At 44.3% G+C, this 13,250-nt stretch carries 12 protein-coding genes and 1 pseudogene; 3 read left to right on the top strand and 10 right to left on the bottom strand.

The window, feature by feature from the left end; all coding sequences use genetic code 11:
• The 8 genes from V7R35_RS12105 to thrS form a co-directional block, all read right to left on the bottom strand.
• On the bottom strand, window positions 1-555 hold the full coding sequence (locus tag V7R35_RS12105) for a hypothetical protein (protein WP_334015115.1): 555 nt from the start codon (window positions 553-555) through the stop codon (window positions 1-3).
• A gap of 108 nt (window positions 556-663) precedes the next feature.
• Window positions 664-963 carry an integration host factor subunit alpha gene (gene ihfA / locus V7R35_RS12100; RefSeq protein ID WP_131094149.1) on the bottom strand — a complete coding sequence of 100 codons (300 nt, stop codon included), beginning with the start codon at window positions 961-963 and terminating at the stop codon, window positions 664-666.
• Between the two features lie 3 nt (window positions 964-966).
• Window positions 967-3,354, bottom strand: coding sequence for a phenylalanine--tRNA ligase subunit beta (gene pheT, locus V7R35_RS12095; RefSeq protein ID WP_334015114.1), 2,388 nt, complete (start codon window positions 3,352-3,354; stop codon window positions 967-969).
• Between the two features lie 14 nt (window positions 3,355-3,368).
• A complete protein-coding gene (gene pheS, locus V7R35_RS12090) occupies window positions 3,369-4,349 on the bottom strand; it encodes a phenylalanine--tRNA ligase subunit alpha (RefSeq protein WP_334015266.1) in 981 nt (326 codons plus the stop codon).
• Window positions 4,350-4,619: 270 nt separating this feature from the next.
• Window positions 4,620-4,976 (bottom strand): 50S ribosomal protein L20, encoded by a 357-nt coding sequence (rplT, locus tag V7R35_RS12085; RefSeq protein ID WP_070174515.1) that lies wholly within the window; start codon window positions 4,974-4,976, stop codon window positions 4,620-4,622.
• Window positions 4,977-4,994: 18 nt separating this feature from the next.
• Window positions 4,995-5,192, bottom strand: coding sequence for a 50S ribosomal protein L35 (gene rpmI / locus V7R35_RS12080; RefSeq protein WP_012518091.1), 198 nt, complete (start codon window positions 5,190-5,192; stop codon window positions 4,995-4,997).
• Between the two features lie 118 nt (window positions 5,193-5,310).
• Window positions 5,311-5,850 carry a translation initiation factor IF-3 gene (infC, locus tag V7R35_RS12075; RefSeq protein WP_071814473.1) on the bottom strand — a complete coding sequence of 180 codons (540 nt, stop codon included), beginning with the start codon at window positions 5,848-5,850 and terminating at the stop codon, window positions 5,311-5,313.
• A 120-nt stretch (window positions 5,851-5,970) separates the two neighbouring features.
• Window positions 5,971-7,887, bottom strand: coding sequence for a threonine--tRNA ligase (thrS, locus tag V7R35_RS12070; protein ID WP_334015113.1), 1,917 nt, complete (start codon window positions 7,885-7,887; stop codon window positions 5,971-5,973).
• Window positions 7,888-8,388: 501 nt separating this feature from the next.
• Between thrS and V7R35_RS12065 the strand changes: the two genes are divergently transcribed.
• The 3 genes from V7R35_RS12065 to V7R35_RS12055 all read left to right on the top strand — a co-directional run bounded on the left by V7R35_RS12065 (window position 8,389) and on the right by V7R35_RS12055 (window position 11,197).
• Window positions 8,389-9,276, top strand: coding sequence for a fructosamine kinase family protein (locus tag V7R35_RS12065; protein ID WP_334015112.1), 888 nt, complete (start codon window positions 8,389-8,391; stop codon window positions 9,274-9,276).
• Window positions 9,277-9,353: 77 nt separating this feature from the next.
• Window positions 9,354-10,103: a pteridine reductase gene (locus V7R35_RS12060; protein ID WP_334015111.1), complete on the top strand. Its 750-nt coding sequence runs from the start codon at window positions 9,354-9,356 to the stop codon at window positions 10,101-10,103.
• Between the two features lie 32 nt (window positions 10,104-10,135).
• Window positions 10,136-11,197: a DUF3080 family protein gene (locus V7R35_RS12055; protein WP_334015110.1), complete on the top strand. Its 1,062-nt coding sequence runs from the start codon at window positions 10,136-10,138 to the stop codon at window positions 11,195-11,197.
• On the opposite strand, the pseudogene V7R35_RS12050 reads toward V7R35_RS12055, so the two are convergent.
• Window positions 11,194-12,377, bottom strand: a pseudogene (locus V7R35_RS12050) (mechanosensitive ion channel family protein). The gene V7R35_RS12055 and the pseudogene V7R35_RS12050 sit on opposite strands and share 4 nt — an antisense overlap.
• A 143-nt stretch (window positions 12,378-12,520) precedes the next feature.
• Window positions 12,521-13,147, bottom strand: coding sequence for a CPBP family intramembrane glutamic endopeptidase (locus tag V7R35_RS12045; RefSeq protein WP_334015108.1), 627 nt, complete (start codon window positions 13,145-13,147; stop codon window positions 12,521-12,523).
• Window positions 13,148-13,250 lie beyond the last annotated feature (103 nt).

The raw sequence follows: 13,250 nt of genomic DNA, 5'->3' as shown, positions 1-13,250 counted from the left end.
TTATGCTTCAGGTTTCTGCGCCCGCATTAACCACTGTTGACGAGCTTGTTCTAGCGCGTCTTCGCTTGGCGAGTCCTCGTTAGAAAGCGCAATAGCAATCTGCTTTATAATGGCATCTCGCTTTTCAATCAAGGCATCGGTTCGCGGGAACAAGTCCTTTGCTTCTGGGTATTGTGATTTCAAGCTTTCAACTTCTTTAAGCGAATAATAGCGCGCTTCAAACGCATCGTTATACAACTGGCGCTTTGCGTTGAACACAACATAATCTCGGGCGGCATCAGACGCTAAATAGTCCAAATCTTCTTTCGCTAAATTGGCTGCATTTCCAACTTGAAGTGCTTGATTAAGCCAATTATCAATAGCATCGGCGTCGTCGACTTTTACCGCAGCCTTAACGCCTTTCTGTAAATCACTGGCGTGCAGTATTTCCATAACGGTAACAAGAGGAACTTTTGAAGCTTCCACATCACGTTGGTCGGCATCATAAGACAAATAACCAAGCCATAATGCGACTACTACAATTATTGAAACCAAGGCAACGAGTGCTTTTTTCACACTGTCCTCCAACAACTCAAATAAAGAAACTTATGCGAATGCACAAAGATAAAGAAATACAAAAGAGCGAGTAAACTCGCTCTTTTAAGTATTGTAACGACCTAATGATTATTGGTCGATAGGTGCAGAGTTTTCAACTCGGCTTTTTAGTTTTTGACCTGGGCGGAATGTTACCACTCGGCGTGCTTTAATCGGAATGTCCTCACCCGTTTTAGGGTTACGACCAGGACGTTCATTCTTGTCACGCAGGTCAAAGTTGCCAAAACCTGACAGTTTTACTTGCTCACCAGATTCCAGAGCACTTTTAATTTCTTCAAAAAAAAGTTCTACCAGATCTTTAGCATCACGCTTGTTGATGCCCAATTTCTCGAATAGGTGTTCAGCCATCTCGGCTTTGGTCAATGCCATAGTTTACTCTCTTAACGCGGCCCCAAACTCAGATTCCAGACCTTTAACCACAGTATCTACAGCTTGCTGAATCTCAGCTTCTTCCAAGGTTTTATCTGGATCTTGCAAATGAAGTGACAAAGCAAGGCTCTTGTAACCAGGTTCAATTCCCTTGCCTTTGTACTCATCGAACAAGTTTAGAGCAACTAGTTGATTTACGCCAATTTTTTCTATGTAAGAAAGTACATTTCCTACACGCACTTCATCTTTAACCGTAATTGCGATGTCGCGACGGTTAGACGGGAAGCGCGATACCGGCACAGCCGACGGTAGTTTACGCTGAATAATTGCATCTACAATTAATTCGAAAACAAATACACGACCGTTAACACCAAGCAATTTTGTAAACTGCGGGTGTATAGCACCAATATAGCCAACTTCTTCATCATTAAGCAAAATTTTTGCAGTCATACCAGGGTGCAGTGCACTGTGCTCGGCAGTAACGAACTGGAATTCTCCAGAACGCCCTGTTAATGCAAGCAATGCTTCCACATCCGCTTTAGCATCGAAGAAATCTACTGGGCTGTCGCCCAAGTCCCAATGTTCTTCGTTACGACGCCCTGCTACTACACCACCAATTACTTGCTGTTGCAATACACCATTTGGCGCATCTTGTTGAGGAATAAAGCGTAATCCGGTTTCAAACATGCGGACGCGCTGCTGCTGACGCTTCTGATTGTACGCAGTAGCACCCACTAAACCTGGCCATAAGCTAACACGCATCACCGACATATCAGATGAGATTGGGTGTGGTAACACCATACCTTTTACGTCTGGGAATAACGCATTTTGAATTTTAGGGTCGACAAACGAATAAGTAATCGCTTCGTTATAACCACGACTTAACAACAATGACTTCATTGTATTAAGCGGAAGCTTCGCCTCTTGTGAAGGTAGCATCGCCAACGTTGCTTTCGGTGCAACATTTGGAATGTTGTTATAGCCGTAAACACGAGCAATTTCTTCAATCAAATCTTCTTCAATTGAAATATCGAAACGATAGCTTGGTGCAACCGCTTCCCAGCCTGCTTCAGTTTGCGTAACGTCTAAACCTAAGCGGTTAAGCATTTCTGTTACTTTTGCATCGTCGATGCTAATGCCCAGTACGCGTGTTAAACGCTCGCGACGAAGTGTAACAGTAGCCTGCTTTGGAAGCTTGTCTTCAGCAACGGCTTCTACAATCGGACCTGCCTCACCACCACAAATTTCAAGCACTAGTGCAGTAGCACGCTCCATTGCTTTACACTGAAGCTGCGGGTCTACGCCACGCTCGTAACGGTGCGATGCATCGGTATGTAAACCATACTGACGTGCACGGCCCATAATCGCATCACGGCTGAAGAAGGCACTCTCAAGCAAAATGTCTTGGGTATCAGTAGTAACGCCTGAATGTAGGCCACCAAAGATACCAGCCATTGCCAGCGCTTTGTTGTCATCTGCAATAACTAGCGTGTTGCTTTGCAATTTAGCTTCGGTTTCGTCAAGCAGCGTTAGCGTCTCACCTTCGTTCGCCATACGCACGTTAATGTGGCCTTCAATGCTGGCAAGGTTAAACGCGTGCATCGGTTGACCTAGTTCAAGCAATACAAAGTTTGTTACATCAACAATAGGGTCGATGCTGCGAATCCCGCAACGACGTAGCTTTTCAACTAACCACAGTGGCGATGCAGCTTTAACGTTAACGCCCTTAACCACACGGCCCAGATAACGTGGGCATGCGTCGTCAGCGCTTAACGTAATTGATAATTTATCATCAATAGTTGCGTCTACCGCAGCTACTTCAGGCTCGCATACGTCAAGATTATTTAGCACACCAACTTCACGGGCGATACCGCGAATGCCCAAGCAGTCTGCACGGTTAGGCGTTAAGTCTACTTCAATGGCGTTGTCATCAAGGCCAAGGTAATCGCGAATATCCGCGCCGATAGGTGCATCAGCTGGAAGCTCGATAATTCCATCGTGATCATCGCTAATGCCTAGCTCAGAAAAACTGCAAAGCATACCGAATGACGGCTCGCCGCGAAGTTTTGCCTTCTTAATTTTAAAATCGCCTGGCAGAACGGCACCAACAACAGCCACCGCTACCTTAATGCCCTGACGGCAGTTAGGCGCACCACAAACTATGTCTAATAGTTCGTCTTCACCCACATTAATTTTCGTTACGCGCAGTTTGTCGGCATTAGGGTGCTGACCGCACTCAACCACTTCCCCTACGAGCACGCCTTTGAAATCGCCTGCTACGGGTTCTACACCATCTACTTCCAGGCCAGCCATGCTCAACTGTTCAGACAACTCATGTGCCGACAGCGACGGGTTAACCCACTCTCTTAACCATTTTTCACTGAATTTCATGTGTACTTTCTGCCTTAGTTGAACTGCTTAAGGAAACGAAGATCGTTTTCAAAGAACGCGCGTAAATCGTTAACACCGTAACGAAGCATAGTTAAGCGTTCTACACCCATACCAAAGGCAAAACCAGTGTACTCTTCAGGGTCGATACCCACAGCTTTTAGTACATTTGGATGTACCATTCCACAGCCCAGTACTTCCAGCCACTGACCGTTTTTACCCATCACGTCAACCTCAGCTGAAGGCTCTGTGAATGGGAAATAAGAGGGACGGAAGCGAATCTCTAATGATTCTTCAAAGAAGTGGTGTAAGAAGTCGTGCAAAATACCTTTTAGATCGGTAAAGCTGACGTCTTTATCAACCATCAAACCTTCCACTTGGTGGAACATTGGCGTGTGGGTTTGGTCGTAATCGTTACGGTATACACGACCCGGAGAGATAATACGCAATGGTGGTTTCTCTGCTTCCATGGTACGAATTTGAACGCCAGAGGTTTGCGTGCGAAGCATCATATCTGGGTTGAAGTAAAACGTATCGTGGTCTGCTCGTGCAGGGTGATTTGCCGGAATATTCAGCGCATCAAAATTGTGGAAACCATCTTCAATTTCAGGGCCGGTTTTAACCGAAAACCCAAGTTCACCAAAGAACGATTCTATGCGAGCAATAGTGCGGCTAACCGGGTGCAGATTGCCTGGCTTTTCAGTACGCCCAGGCAACGTTACATCAACTGCTTCTTCAGCTAGCTTTTTATTAAGCTCGGCAGTGCGTAGAAGCTCGCCTTTTGCTGAGATAGCTTGTTGAATAACCTGCTTGGCCTGATTAATTTTTTGGCCTGCAGCTGGACGTTCTTCGTTAGATAACTTTCCAAGCCCTTTAAGTAAGTCGGTAAGTTTACCTTTCTTACCCATGAATTCGACCCTAACTTGGTCAAGTGTGGCTGCATCTTCAGCAGCGTCAATCTGGCTTTGTGCCTGATTGATAATAGCGTCAAGCTCCATGTTTTCCTCAATATACATGATGACTGCATGGCCAAAGCATTATCAGAGTTATTCTATGCGCAATGGCTTGCCTGAAATAAAAGCGATAGTTTACACGAGTGACAGATATAAGGGCTAGCCTAGATGGCTGATATTGACAAATTTTCTAGTAAAAATTGCGTTTTTGAGGTGAGTTTGTGTTTGCAATCTGGTTTTGAAGAAATAGAAAAGAAAAAGGCGAGCATCCTGCTCGCCTTTTCCCGAAAGAACTTAAACTTAATTAGTTAATAATTAAGCTAATGCGCCTTTAGCCGCGTCGACTAATGCGCTGAAAGCTGCTTTGTCATGTACTGCGATGTCGGCAAGGATCTTACGATCGATTTCAACAGACGCTTTCTTCAAACCGTTAATGAAACGGCTGTATGACATACCATTTTGACGTGCAGCAGCGTTAATACGTGCAATCCATAGTTGACGGAATTGACGCTTGCGCTGACGACGGTCACGGTAAGCATATTGACCAGCTTTAGTTACAGCTTGTACCGCTACGCGATATACACGTGAACGTGCGCCGTAATAACCTTTTGCCTGCTTGAGGACTTTTTTGTGACGAGCACGTGCGATAGTGCCGCGTTTTACTCTAGCCATTTATCAGTCTCCTAAGTCTTATACGTAAGGCAGCATGCGCTGAACCAATTTGGTATCAGAGTCATGAACCAGTTTTTTGCCACGAAGGTGACGTTTACGCTTAGAGCTCTTCTTAGTCAAAATGTGACGTAAGTGAGACTGTTTGCTTTTAAAGCGGCCAGAACCCGTTTTCTTAAAACGCTTGGCGGCACCGCTTACAGTTTTCATTTTAGGCATTGCTAAAACTCCGCATTGTTTAATATCGGTATTTGTTGTGTTGCAGTCACGTCATACCGGTTAATGTTTAGCAGCAAGGTGTTTAAGGGTGCAGATTCCTTAAAACTTTAGACCGTTACTACTTCTTATTTGGGGCTAGCACCATGATCATCTGACGGCCTTCCACACGACGTGGGAAAGACTCGCATGTAGCGATATCTTCTAAATCGGTTTTAACACGGTTTAGTAGATCGATACCGATGTCTTGGTGCGCCATTTCACGACCGCGGAAGCGGATCGTAACTTTGGCTTTATCACCACCTTCAAGAAAGCGACGCAGGTTGCGCAGTTTGACCTGGTAATCGCCTTCATCAGTGCCAGGGCGAAATTTAATCTCCTTGACCTGAATTTGCTTCTGTTTTTTCTTCTGCTCTTTCTGAGCTTTACTTTTTTCGAAGAGGAATTTGCCATAGTCCATAACTTTACAGACTGGCGGCTCGGCATTCGGACTGATTTCTACAAGATCTAGGCCCGCTTCTTCCGCGTTACGAGTAGCTTCTGCTAGAGAAACCACACCAACCTGTTCACCGTCTTTGCCAATTAATCTTACTTCTCTGGCTTTAATCTCATCGTTAATGCGGGCTTTATCGCCCTGAGCCTTGTTGTTAGCGCCTTTAATGTGCTATTCCTCCAAACATTTAATTCTTTTGTCTGCTTTTGGGAAGCAACCTATGTTAGTTGCCAGAAAGTAAAACCAAAAGCAGACACCTTAATTGTGCATTATACACAATTTGCTCAACTACTTAATTGTCTTTTCAGAAACTTCTTGTTGAGCCATGGCAATAAAGTCTTCCAGGCGCATTTTGCCTAGGTCGTCACCGCGTCGAGAGCGCACTGCTACTTCGCCAGCTTCCATTTCTTTATCACCCACCACCAGCATATATGGAATACGCTTTAATGTGTGCTCGCGGATTTTAAAGCCGATCTTCTCATTTCGCAAGTCAGACTTTGCTCTAAACCCTAAATTTTGCAGTTTTTTTACACAATCAGATGCGTAATCGGCTTGTTTGTCAGTAATGTTCATTACAACAACCTGCTGAGGTGCTAACCAAAGCGGGAAGAAACCTGCAAATTCTTCGGTCAATATACCAATAAAGCGTTCAAGCGACCCCAAAATAGCACGGTGGATCATAACCGGTACTTTGCGCTCACCATCTTCCGCTACATACGTAGAACCCAAACGGCCGGGCATTGAGAAGTCAAGCTGAACGGTACCGCACTGCCACGCTCGGTCTAGGCAATCGTGAAGCGTAAATTCAATTTTAGGTCCGTAGAACGCGCCTTCACCAGGCTGATAATCGAATTCGATGTTATTTGCTTTAAGCGCTTCTGCAAGCGCAGCTTCTGATTTGTCCCAAATCTCATCGGCTCCAACACGCTTTTCAGGGCGAGTAGACAGCTTCACTTTGATATCTTCAAAGCCAAACGCAGCGTATGTCTCATACACCATCTTGATACAGTTACTCACCTCTTCTAGGATCTGTTCTTCTGTACAGAAAATATGAGCATCGTCCTGCGTAAAGCCACGAACTCGCATTAAGCCGTGTAGTGCGCCCGATGGTTCGTTACGATGACAACAACCAAACTCCGCCATTTTTAGCGGTAGGTCGCGATACGATTTCAAACCTTGGTTGAAAATTTGAACGTGACCTGGACAGTTCATTGGCTTAACCGCGTACTCACGCTTTTCAGATTCCGTGGTAAACATGTTGTCAGCATACTTGTCCCAGTGACCTGACTTTTCCCACAAAGTGCGGTCCATCATTAATGGACCTTTTACTTCATCGTAGCCATATTCACGCAGCTTCTTACGAACAAAGCTTTCAAGCTCGGTGTATATTGACCAACCATCGTTGTGCCAAAACACCATGCCCGGCGCTTCTTCTTGCCAATGGAATAAGTTTAGCGCTTTACCAATTTTACGGTGATCGCGTTTTTCTGCTTCTTCTAAGCGCTGTAGGTAAGACTTAAGCTGTTTTTTGTCGGCCCAAGCAGTACCGTAAATACGTTGAAGCATTTTGTTGTCACTGTCACCGCGCCAGTAAGCACCTGCTACTTTCATTAGTTTGAAGTGGTGGCAGAACTTCATGTTTGGCACGTGAGGTCCACGACACATATCTGTGTATTCTTCATGGTGATAAAGTGCCGGGCGGTCGTCCTTGCTGATGTTCTCATCAAGGATTTCCATTTTGTAGCTTTCACCGCGTGCTTCAAAGGCATCACGGGCTTCTTGCCAGCTAACTTTGTTCTTAACCACGTTGTAATTCGTTTTCGCTAACTCAAGCATGCGCTTTTCTAGCTTGGCTAAATCTTCCTGAGTCAGGCTTTCTTCCATATCAACGTCGTAGTAAAAACCGTTGTCGATAACGGGGCCGATTGCCATTTTAGTGTTAGGCCAAAGTTGTTTGATAGCGTGGCCTAGTAAGTGCGCGCAGCTGTGACGAAGAATTTCTAAACCGTCATCATCTTTTGCGGTTATGATTTGAAGTTGCGCGTCCGCGTCAATCATATCAACGGCATCAACTAACTCACCGTTTACTTTTCCTGCAATAGTTGCTTTGGCTAAACCAGGGCCAATGTCGTTTGCAACGTCTAGTACAGAAACAGGATTATCGAAAGCGCGCTGGCTTCCATCAGGAAGGGTAATAACTGGCATTTTATGTCCTTTACAGTGGTGACGCCTACTCTGCGCCACTTGCATATTAAAAAATTAGCGTACGTTTTAAGAATAACTTAAAAGAACACGCGGTGTGTAACCTTCGGCATACACAAAACCGAATGCCGATGAATGCGTTACACGGCTAAATGAGCCAAGAATTATAACTACTCGAAGTACAACTGCAATGGGCAAAACATGATTGTTTACTTATTCCTTTACCTCATTGGTGTTTGCGGCCACTGAAACGCTAAATGTGACTATAAAATAAGCAGTTATATATGAGTTGCCCATGAAGTGTGCAAAACGCCAAATTTGCTCCATAATTTTATAGATAAACTTTTTTAACCAAAAGCCTGCCTTTGGCGAAGTGTAAGAATTCGCGTCTTGCTTTGCTAATTAAGGGAATGCGGTTTTATTTGGTTCTGTATATACAACTTTTTCGTTAGTTTTGCTTTGCTTTGCTTTCATTAAATGTGAAGCAACAACGGAGCACGTATTATGTGGCACTTTATAAGCGAACATATCTCCGATACCACAAACACGCTCTTTATTTGTCAGCGCGCTGATCCTGTAAGCGGCGGCGATACGCATGAGAGTTTTATCATTCGTGATAGCCAAAAGCGTTACTTTGTGAAAACGCGTTTGTACGACGACACACAACAATTGTCGTTAGAAGCGGAAGGCCTTCAGGCTATCATTGATACGAAAACCGTTATGACACCCAGCGTTATTTGTCATGGTATAACTCGTAACGAAAGTCCCAACACCGAATATTTAGTGCTCTCTCACATTCGTTTTAAAGAACCAACCACAAACGACTATTTTACCTTAGGGGAACAGCTTGCAGCGCTTCACGCTAGCGGTGAACATACAAGCTACGGCTGGCCTCACGATAACTACATAGGTGCAAACGTACAAACTAATGGTAGGTTAGCGTCGTGGGCTGACTTTTTCGCAGAGAAACGCATAGGAAGTATGCTTGAGCGTCTTTCAGCTCAAGGCCAGTGGCACAAAAGCGACGGCGATATAGACCACATTATTATGCTAACTCGGCAAATACTGAGCCTTCACCAACCTGCGCCGTCTTTACTGCATGGCGACCTGTGGGCTGGTAATGCGGGGTTTAATTCGAAGGGCCCTATATTATTCGACCCAGCAGTTTATATTGGCGATCGCGAGACTGATTTAGCGATGGCTGAACTGTTCGGTGGATTTCCAAATACTTTCTATGAAGGTTATCAGAGCGCTTACCCCATAGATAAAAGTTACGTTCAAAGAAAACCAATCTATCAGCTTTACCATATTTTAAATCACGGGTTATTATTCGGCGCTCATTACATTGCGCAAGCAAAAGCGATTATCGACGACATTGAAGTGGCAGTGTAACGTGTTAAAAACGGTGTAACGCACTAAAAACAATGCAACGCATTAAAAACTAAAATTAAAAAGAGATTGGCAAAACTATGGGAACAGCAGCTCCTGTTGCACTAATTACCGGTGCAGCAAAGCGTATTGGCGCGACAATCGCAACACAGTTACACCTTCAAGGGTATCGAGTAATTGTACATTACGGCAGTTCAGCCGACGAGGCACAAGCGTTGGTAGATAAATTAAATAGCCAACGTCCCTCTTCAGCGCAGTGTTTACAAGCCAACCTTTGCGAACCTGAAGACATAGACGCACTTGCCAAGAACGCAGCTGACATTTGGGGCCGCGTGGACGTTTTGGTAAATAATGCATCGAGTTTTTATCCAACGCCATTTGGAGAAATAAAAGAAAGTGACTGGTTATCACTTGTAGGCAGTAATGTAAAAGGCCCTTTATTTCTTACTCAAGCTCTAGCGCCTGAGCTTGCAAAAACGAAGGGGGTTGTCATCAATATGGTTGATATGCATATCGATAGACCGCTTCCACAGCACAGCGTTTATATTCTCGCAAAGTCTGGGCTTGCCTCATTAACCCGCAGTTTGGCCACTGAACTTGCACCTAACGTAAGAGTAAATGGTATTGGCCCTGGGGCAATATTATGGCCAGAACGCGCCATGGAAACAGCAGAAAAACAAAAGCTCATCGACACCATTCCACTTGGTGCGCTCGGCAGTCCACAAGACATCGCTAACGCGGTATTATTTTTAATTGATGCTTCTTACATCACTGGGCAGATCCTTTATGTAGATGGTGGCCGTAGTTTATATACAAGCGCTTCGGTATAGCGTTTATATCAACAAGGCTTAAAGGATAATTGATGCTGCAACCAACGCTCTATGAATATCGAACTCTCATTCTGTTGATGCTAAGTGCGTTAGTACTCGCAGGGTGTTTCAGCGAGCGTACAGTACAAGACAGTCTAGAAGACTACAGCGAACGGTTAGCTTACGTACTCGATACCGAGCTACCAGAGACATTACCACCGTCGCTGCCTCCTTTGGCGGCATCATCAGTGATTAAAAATGACATTCAAGAGCTCAATATTAACCTACGAGACTTTTATGCCTTGCAAGATTGCGAGCTTGGGCGCGTAGTGGCAGAGCGCAATACCTCACTGGGAAAGAGCCAACTCCCCTCTCAACGCTTGATATATGAAAGCAAGCTTTTATCGGTATTAGAAACATGCAAAAGAGCGCTTCAAGAGAGCAATGAAAACTTGGCAGCGATGATGGATGAATGGCAACACCAAAAGCGCATCGACTTTGTGAAAAGTTGGGCAAACTTAATCCAAACAAGTAAAGAAATCAGATTAGCACTGAATAACCCTGAACAGCTGCTATCAATGTCATCTGCCACTAATGCAAACACCAGTATTAACAGCTTTTTCTTTATCGACAGCGTTAAATACACAGCAGGAATTAATGAAGTACGCCCTATCGACAGCGCCGAGTTTGAAGCGCAACTGCAAATGATAACCTCAGTTAGACTACCCGCGTCTATGTGGCGAACCCAACTGCTATTGGCCGAACACTTAGATGCGCTGACCTTGTCACTAACGCCGAAGCTACAGGCCATTTCATGTCCTGATGGACGCCCTACTGATAAAGCGAAAATATTAAGAAATGTGTTTTATCTTTTTTTTATTGAAGAAGTTCAGCCTGTAGGAAGCCTTATCAATCAATACCACTACAAGCTTCAGCCGTTGTGGCAGGCATGGTTAGCCCACCCTGCCTTTCACGATGACTTTAAGCATTACATAGCTACCCAAAGCGACACCAATTTTAAGCGTTACAGTAAAGCAATACAAAGTCATGTGAGCCTATGGCAAGGTTTTTTGAAACGCTGCAATCTGTCGCCGGTGGCACCAACACGAGCTTAAAGAATATTCGTTCCAGCTTCAGGATCGCGTGAGCGGCGTGCCTGCTCTCGAATTTCATGCGCATCGGTGGCAACGTCATCGTCGCTGTGTTTATTTGTTTCAACTGTGTGAGCTTGACGGCGGTTGCTTGTACCTTCACTGGTTTCTGGCCTATCACTTTTTTGCTTATGACCATTTTGCCGAGCACTATCTGGTGTAGCTACAAAGCTACCGTCTTGCGTTGTAAGTGCAAGCCCTTGCGGAAAATACGTTCCCTTGCGTCGTCAGGCATACTTATATCCGCGGCTTCAAATGCAGCTATGATGTTTTTCATCAGCAACGACGCCATTTTTATTACACTGGTTTGCTCTACGTTTACCCAAAAATACACTTTAACGTTATAAGTTGACGCCCCCAAGTTATCAATAAGCACTTGAGGCTCAGGGTCATCTAATACCTGTTTTTGTTGTACAATAACGTGCCTGGCCACCTGCTGTGCGTTGTGAATATCAGCGTCATACCCAACGCCTACAACAAAGCTTCCACGCATTAACGGGTTAGCCGTTAAGTTTTTAATCACACCCTTGTAAATGGTCGCATTAGGAATTTGGATGTGGTTCCCGTCAAAATCAACAAGTGTTGTTGCCCTCGCCGTCACCTTTTGAATTATGCCGGTGAATTCATTGACTTGCACAATATCGCCTATTCGAAAAGGTCGCTGCACCGTAAGTAATAAGCTGGATATAAAGTTTTCAGCAATATCTCTAAAAGCGAAACCTAGAATAAGCCCTACAACGCCTGTTCCGCTAACAACGGCAATAGCAAAGCCGGTTAACCCTGCAAGAAAAAGAAATAGATAAATACCAAAAATAATAAATACAAGACTGATACTTCGCTGGATAACAGAGCGAATTAACGGTGATGTTGATGTTCTTAAAAGCGGCTTTACGAGTACATTCGATAACGGCTTTGCTAGAAATATAAATATCGCCATAGCGGCAATACCCACCGCAATTCCTGGCAGTCTATACATAAATGCTTGCCACAACTCAAAGAGAAGTGAATGGGCCTGATTTAAGCTACCAAACTCCCCTGCGTTATTCTGTGTTTGAACAAAAACGTTAAAAGGTATTGATGAAACGGCATTAACAGCGGCGTTATCTGCCAAAAGCCTCCAAACAGCGGTTACATAGTGGTTCATGCTCTCATTCCTTCAAAATAGCCAAGCTATCATTCCTTTAAATTCGCCAAGATAGCACCCAAAACGCTTGGCAAAGTATTAACTCAATTACCCCTTTCTCGTCACTGGTGCTGGGTACTTCTATATGGGTAATGAATTGATGGTTATTGAGTAACGACTAAGTACGAGCCAAGCCCAATAGTAAATAGAAAACTGCCCCAAATCGCATGTTCGATAACTACCACCGGAGTTGAGTTTGTTTGCATATAGCGGTAGCCGAATATCGCACCACCGAACCACGAGATAACAACAGCAATCCAATTGCCGTAAACCAGGTGAGCAAGCCCAAAAACGAACGTGCTAAGTGCCCAACGGGCATATTTAGATGGCAATATCTTTTTATATCGATGGAAGAAATATGTGCGGAATATTATTTCTTGAGGTATGACCGAAACCACAGGATAGATGAGCAGTGTGGCAACCCACATCCATGGTTCATTCAATGGCCAGTGTAAAAAAAGGGCTGGTTTTATCAAATACACAACAAGTGCTAATAAACTTGCCCATGGCAAAAAGAACCTTAGGGTACTTTTTAAATGTACTTTGTAGTCTGCCCAATGCCACAACTTAATGCGTTTAAATTGCTTATCTGCTAACAAGATGGCTAAACAGCACAAACCTGTTACACCCAATATCGGCATAAGATAGTCTGCAAAGTGTTTGATCCAGTAAAGCACTGCTATGGGAAGTGCAACAAAAAGTACGATCAGTTCAGACCATAACTTTGCCACGGCACACCTCATTTTTACTTGTTAATGACACTTTTATGAAAGTGTAGTGCCATTAATGAAAAATTGAGAACTTGTACGTATGCTACTTTCGCCTACTTTTTAA

Origin of the sequence: Alteromonas sp. S167, assembly GCF_036864375.1 — a bacterium.
Lineage (GTDB): Bacteria > Pseudomonadota > Gammaproteobacteria > Enterobacterales > Alteromonadaceae > Alteromonas.
Note: the sequence above shows the minus strand (reverse complement) of the source record. Positions and strands in the feature narration are given on the sequence as shown.

Bases quoted from the DNA above. Each gene is read 5' to 3' on its own strand.
- V7R35_RS12055 (WP_334015110.1), top strand. From the start codon at position 10,136: ATGCTGCAACCAACGCTCTATGAATATCGAACTCTCATTCTGTTGATG.
- V7R35_RS12065 (WP_334015112.1), top strand. From the start codon at position 8,389: ATGTGGCACTTTATAAGCGAACATATCTCCGATACCACAAACACGCTC.
- rplT (WP_070174515.1), bottom strand. From the start codon at position 4,976: ATGGCTAGAGTAAAACGCGGCACTATCGCACGTGCTCGTCACAAAAAA.
- pheT (WP_334015114.1), bottom strand. From the start codon at position 3,354: ATGAAATTCAGTGAAAAATGGTTAAGAGAGTGGGTTAACCCGTCGCTG.
- rpmI (WP_012518091.1), bottom strand. From the start codon at position 5,192: ATGCCTAAAATGAAAACTGTAAGCGGTGCCGCCAAGCGTTTTAAGAAA.
- thrS (WP_334015113.1), bottom strand. From the start codon at position 7,887: ATGCCAGTTATTACCCTTCCTGATGGAAGCCAGCGCGCTTTCGATAAT.
- V7R35_RS12060 (WP_334015111.1), top strand. From the start codon at position 9,354: ATGGGAACAGCAGCTCCTGTTGCACTAATTACCGGTGCAGCAAAGCGT.
- pheS (WP_334015266.1), bottom strand. From the start codon at position 4,349: ATGGAGCTTGACGCTATTATCAATCAGGCACAAAGCCAGATTGACGCT.
- ihfA (WP_131094149.1), bottom strand. From the start codon at position 963: ATGGCATTGACCAAAGCCGAGATGGCTGAACACCTATTCGAGAAATTG.